This is a genomic window from uncultured Desulfovibrio sp., from assembly GCF_944327235.1.
Taxonomy (GTDB): Bacteria; Desulfobacterota; Desulfovibrionia; order Desulfovibrionales; family Desulfovibrionaceae; genus Desulfovibrio.
The window spans coordinates 1-5,789 of record NZ_CALVHE010000120.1 but is presented as its reverse complement, the minus strand read 5'-3'; the positions used below and the strand labels follow the sequence as shown (position 1 = coordinate 5,789).

General features: G+C 64.4%; 5 protein-coding genes. All 5 read right to left on the bottom strand.

Going from position 1 to position 5,789, the window contains the following annotated elements; translation table 11 throughout:
• Positions 1–360: 360 nt before the first annotated feature.
• Positions 361–1,791, bottom strand: a complete 1,431-nt coding sequence (locus Q0K00_RS11140) for a cation diffusion facilitator family transporter (RefSeq protein ID WP_297229541.1) — start codon at positions 1,789–1,791, stop codon at positions 361–363.
• 50 nt (positions 1,792–1,841) lie between these two features.
• Positions 1,842–2,573, bottom strand: coding sequence for an outer membrane protein assembly factor BamD (locus Q0K00_RS11135; RefSeq protein ID WP_297229539.1), 732 nt, complete (start codon positions 2,571–2,573; stop codon positions 1,842–1,844).
• Positions 2,566–3,492: a thioredoxin-disulfide reductase gene (trxB, locus tag Q0K00_RS11130; protein WP_297229537.1), complete on the bottom strand. Its 927-nt coding sequence runs from the start codon at positions 3,490–3,492 to the stop codon at positions 2,566–2,568. Before trxB ends, Q0K00_RS11135 begins: the two co-directional genes overlap by 8 nt.
• Positions 3,489–3,812, bottom strand: coding sequence for a thioredoxin (gene trxA, locus Q0K00_RS11125; protein ID WP_297229536.1), 324 nt, complete (start codon positions 3,810–3,812; stop codon positions 3,489–3,491). Before trxA ends, trxB begins: the two co-directional genes overlap by 4 nt.
• 96 nt (positions 3,813–3,908) lie before the next feature.
• Entirely contained in the window at positions 3,909–4,982 is a 1,074-nt protein-coding gene (gene tsaD, locus Q0K00_RS11120; protein ID WP_297229533.1) for a tRNA (adenosine(37)-N6)-threonylcarbamoyltransferase complex transferase subunit TsaD, read from the bottom strand.
• Between the last annotated feature and the right edge of the window lie 807 nt (positions 4,983–5,789).

The window sequence follows — 5,789 nt, the reverse complement described above, 5'->3', positions numbered from 1 at the left end:
CGGTTCTCCCTCTCCCCCTCGCGCTCCCCCTCTCCCTTCCCAAAACTTTTATCGCCTCCCAGTACATCTCCCCGACGCGCAAGCCCTCCCCTTCTCCTCGTTCCGGCTGTTTGCTGCAATGACTGCCGTAACGCCTTTTGCAAAATAGAGCTGAAAAAACTCTGGGACTCCTCGCCATGTCTTTTTTGTTGTTTGCACGACAGGTGCTGATGACGGAAAGCCCGCGCGAAACGGCGGCGTTCCATCCTCATGATAAAGCGCGTTTGGGGAAGGTGGGGGGCGTGGGGGGAGGGAACCCCTTTGCGCGCTAGCGAAAGGGGTTCCCTCCCCCCACAGAAAAAAACTACCGCCCAAACGGCGTTAGGTATTTTCTTCGGGTTCCAGATGGATGCAGATGCGTCCGAGGGAGGGGATGAGTTCGCGGAGTTGCCGTTCGAGGCGGACGGAGAGGGAATGGGCTTGTTCGACGGAGAGGCCGGGGGCCACGCGGCAGTGGAAGCCGACGCAGAGACCTTGTTCGGCGGTGGCGTAGGCGGAAAAGCCGTGGGCGGCGCGCAGCAGGGGTTCCCGATCGACGGCCTGCTGGATCTGTTCCCAAGCGGCCTGGGCCTGGGGAGCTGAGGCGGTGAGGCCGCGGCAGGCGGAGGAGGCTTCACGGGGTTCCAGATGGGTGAGGACTTCGCGCACATGGCATTGGCGGCGCACCTGTTCCTCGAAGTCGCGCACGAGCAGATGCGCTTGGGCGAAGGGCATATTGCCGTCCATTTCCACATGCAGCTCGATGCGCGTCTCCTGGTCCGTACGAAAGATCTGCACGTCGTGGACGGCGAGGCCGTGCGAGGCGGCGGCCATCTGGACGGCCATGAAGGGGTCGCTTGCGGTGGCGGAGGCGAGCATGGGTTCCACATGGACGGAGACATCCGCTCCGGGGAGGAGGGCATCCACGGCCAGCTCCGCCTCATGGGCGAGGCGGTGGCCTTCGCTGACCCGCACCTGCGGATCCACGCCCACGGTCATGTCCACGAAGGCCTGCGGTCCGCTGGTGCGGACGCGGACGCGGCTCACGGCGGTGATGCCGGGCACGGCGGCCACGGCCTCGGCTATGGCGCGTTGTTCTTCCGTGGAGCCGGAGTCCATGAGGGTATTGATGGCCTCGCGCGCCATATGCAGGCTGGAACGGAAGATGATGCAGGCCACGATGAGGGCGGCCACGGTATCGGCCTGCACGAGGACGGCGTGCACCGGGCCGGGGATGTCCAGCGCGGCGGCCAGCCAGACGGCGAGCACGCCCACGAGGACGACGGCCGAGGACAGGATGTCCGTCGCGAAGTGCAGGGCATCGGCCTCGAGGGCCTGGCTCTTGGTCTCGCGGGCGACGCGGCGCAGCATCCGCACGCGGTTGATGTCCACGATCATGGAGATGGCCATGACGGCGGCGCCCCAGAGGGAGGGGATGACCGGCTCGCCGCCGTGCAGCAGCCTGTCCACGCCCTCATAGACCACCCAGAAGCAGATGATGAACAGCAGGAGGGTCTCGGCCAGCGCCGAGAGGTTCTCGACCTTGCCGTGGCCGTAGGGGTGGCTGGTATCGGCCGGGCGGCTGGAGATCCGCACGGCGTAAAAGGTCATGATGGCCGCCAGCAGGTCCAGCCCGCTGTGCAGGGCTTCGGAGAGGATGCCGAGACTGTTGGTGTAGAGGCCCACGGCCAGCTTGAGCGCCGTCAGGGCGAGGGCCGCCAGCACGGAAGCGAGGGCCGCCTGATTCTTGGCGGCCGCGTGATCAGGTTGCATGTTTCACCACCGATAAAAAAAGCCCCCGAAGGGGCTTGTCATTCCTGGCCCTAGAGCCATTTGAACCAGTTTTTCCATGTGCCTTCGCGCGATTGACGCTGCGTGTCGGCCTGCTCCTCACGATAGTAGAGGTAGGCGGCCTGAGCCTTTTCGCGGGCATGAGCGGTCACGTCCGGCACGTCGGAGTAGTTTTCCGCGATGAATTCATAGCGCCGCCAGGCAGGACCGTACTTGCCCATGTGCCAGAACACATCGGCTATGTACAGTTCGTGCTCGGCCATGATCTTGCGGCACTGCGCCATTTTTTCCGGAGCATTCTTGGCATAGGGCGTGTCGGGATAGGTCTGCTGGAGGCGGTTGAAGTAATCGTAGGCCTCCTGCACTTCCGTGGTGGCGCGGTCGATGGATATGAACTGCCCGAGCAGGGACATGCCCGTCTGATAGAGGACATAGGGGATGGCCTCGTGGCGGGGATGCATGGACTCGAAGTCCTTGTAGGCTTCGGCGGCCAGGATGTATTCCTTGTCGAGATAGTAGCAGTCGGCCAGCGCCAGCTCCGCTTCCAGCGTATAGGGACTGAACGGGAACGTATCGCGCAGCTTGATGTAGAACTCCGCCGCGCGCACATAGTTCTTTTCGCTCATGGCCTCGTTGCCGGCCTCGAAGATCTCCTGTGCGGTATCCTCCGGCGGCGGCAGATAGACCATGTCGATGATGCCGCAACCGGAAAGGGTGAACAGCGAAAGGGCCAAGACCAGCGAGCGAAGCATTGATTTACGCATGGAGCTGTTCCAGGAAGACAAATGCCGCCTGCGCGGCGGTTGCGCCGTCTCCGGCGGCGGTGATGACCTGACGGCACAGTTTGGCGCGCACGTCCCCGGCGGCAAAGATGCCGGGCACATTGGTCCGCATTTCCGCATCCGTCACGATGAAGCCCTGCGCGTCCCGTTCCACGGCGGCGGGCAGGAAGGCGGTACCCGGCTCGAAGCCCACATAGATGAAAAGCCCCTGCACGTCGAGACGGCGTTCTTCGCCGGTATTGACGTTGGTCACGGTCACGCCTTCGAGGGCGTTGTCCCCGTGCAGGGCCGTCACCGTGGAGCTGCGCACGATCTCCACCTTGTCCGGCATGGCTTCCAGCTTGTCGAGGTAGATGCGTGCGCCGCGGAAGGCGTCGCGCCGGTGGATGACATAGACCTTGGAGGCCAGCTTGGCCAGATAGAGGGATTCCTCCAGCGCGGAATTGCCGCCGCCCACCACGGCGACCGGCTGCCCGCGGAAGAAATTCCCGTCGCACAGGGCGCAATAGGAGACGCCCTTGCCCTGCATCCAGCTTTCGCCGGTCACGCCGAGGCGGCGATGGTGCGCGCCGGTGCAGACCACCACGACCTTGCCGGTGACGCTGCTCTTGGCCGTCTTGACGGTGAAGGCCCCGGCGTGACCGCTGACCTCCGTCACCGCCTCGCTGGAACGCGTGACGGTGAGCCCTTCAAGGTGGGCCGAAAGCAGGTCGGCCAGCTCATACCCCTTGATGCCCTTGGGGAAGCCGGGATAGTTCTCCAGTTCGGCCGTCTGCAGCACCTGACCGCCCGCGGCCATCTGCTCGAAGAGCATGACCGAGCAGCCGGAGCGGGCCAGATAGAGCGCGGCCGTGATCCCGGCCGGACCGCTGCCGATGACGATGGCGTCCACGCTGCTCATGCCAGGGCCTTGCTGTCGAGGATGTTCTTGATGGCGTCCTTGCTGACGGCGCCCGTCACCTGCTCCACGGCTTCGCCGTTCTTGAAGAGGATCAGGGTCGGGATGGCGCGGATGCCGTATTTGACCGGCGTGGCGGGGTTTTCGTCAACATTCATCTTGGCGATGTGCACACGACCGGCATATTCGGAGGCAAGCTCCTCGATGACAGGCCCGAGCGCGCGGCAGGGGCCGCACCAGGGCGCCCAGAAGTCAAGCAAAACCGGCTGATCGGACTTCAAAACTTGCATGTCAAAGGTCGCGTCGGTGATCTGTTCAGCCATGGTTTTCCTCCATGTTGTCAAGTAAAGTTGGCGTCAGATGCCCCGCGCGGCAACGCGGCGCACGTCCTGACAGGGTAGATTGCCCGTGGGAAAGTGTCAAGCCGTCCGGCACGCCGGGCCATGCCGCAGATCGTCCGGCAGGGGCCTGCCGCGCGGCACGGCCTCCAGCGAAAGGTCATGGTGCCCGCCCGTCGCGGCCAGCCGCCAGCCCGCATAGGCCACCATTGCCGCATTGTCCGTGCACAGCTTCGGTGACGGCGTCACGAGACGCCCTCCCCGCCGCCGCATGAGGGCCTCGGCCTGACGCCGCAAGTGGCTGTTGGCCGCCACCCCACCCGCCAGCACCAGCGTCTTCAGGTCGGGATGGCGGTCGAGCGCCCGCCCTGTCTTGATGAGCAGCGTGTCCACCACAGCCTGCGTGTATGCGGCGCAGCAGTCGCACAGCGTCCGGGGCGCGCCCTCGGCGCTCCGCACCGGACGGGGCCAGCGCCGCTCTTCCGGCAGGCTGTCCAGAAAGGCCGCGGCCGCCGTCTTGAGGCCGCTGAAACTGAAATCCAGCGTATCATTATGGACATACGGACGCGGAAAGCTGACCGCCTCGGCATCGCCCCGCGAGGCCAGCTCGTCCATGAGCTTGCCCGCCGGATAGGCCAGTCCCATGAGCTTGCCCGCCTTGTCGAACGCCTCGCCCGCCGCGTCGTCCAGCGTGCGCCCCAGCGTGACGAATGCGTCCGGCCCGTCCATGCGGTAAAGATGGGTATGCCCCCCGGAGACCAGCAGCCCCAGCGCCGGAAAGGACAGCTCCTGCTCCAGGCCCGCCGCCAGCAGGTGCGCGTGCAGATGGTTCACCCCCACCAGCCGCGCCCCGACGCCCAGCGCCAGCCCCTTCGCGAACGCCACCCCCACCAGCAGGCTGCCCAGCAAGCCCGGCCCCCGCGAGACCGCCACCACGTCCAGCTCCGACGCCGTGCGGGCGTTGCGCGACATGAGCGCATCATACAGCGGCCCCATGTAGCGGTAATGCTCCCGCGAGGCCAGCTCCGGCACCACCCCGCCGAACAGCGCGTGCATGTCCACCTGACTGGCCAGCACCGCGTCCAGCAGCCTGCCGTCCTCCACCAGCGCAAGCGCCGTCTCATCACATGAACTTTCTATCCCAAGGCACAACATGTCGGCTTTTCCGCTCCTTTTTTGACGAGCAGTTTTTCCGGAGGAGGGGCTATCTTCCCCCCAAGCCCCCCTTCCCTTCCCGGCGCGCTTTTAGAGCAGATTCGCATTGAAATTGTGTCCAATTTCAATGCTGACGCTGCCCTCACACTACGGAAAAAGCGTGGTTTTTCCGTGTGTTCGGTTGCGGGTAGTCGCTCTCGCGACTACCAGAGCAATCCACATTTTCAATGTGGAATTGCTCTAGAGCATTTTCCGTTTGAAACGCTTTGCGTTTCAAACCATACGGCCTGGCGTTTCGCGGAAAAAACGCGGTTTTTCCGCTTGGTTTCGGCCGGACGGCGCTGTGTCCCCTCTCGTGTTTAGCCTTTTGCAATGGCCCCTCTATCGCGCCGCACAAAAAAGATACCCTTCCGTACCAGCGGCGTCTGCTTTGAGAAAAGCGCGCTGGGGGAAGGGAGAGGGGTGTGGGGAGAGGGAGACCCCCTCCCGCGCTAGGCGCGACCGAGAGGCGGCCCGCAGGGCCGTGCCTGTTAGGCGACGCAGGAGCCTTACAGGCATCGACAGCAAAGCGAGGGGGTCTCCCTCTCCCCACAAAAACAAGCCGTCCGTCGTGACGTTACGCTTTGCCCTACGGGCCTGTTAACACTAATTTTACAAATAATTTCAATGTCTATCGCCCGTACACGCTCCCCTTGCCATAGAGGCGGGGTTGCCTCGTGTCTCTGACTCTTTCCCCGGTAAAAGCGCGCTGGGGAAGGGATGGGGGGCTTGGGGGGAAGGGAAACCCGCTCCCGCGCTGGCGGAGGG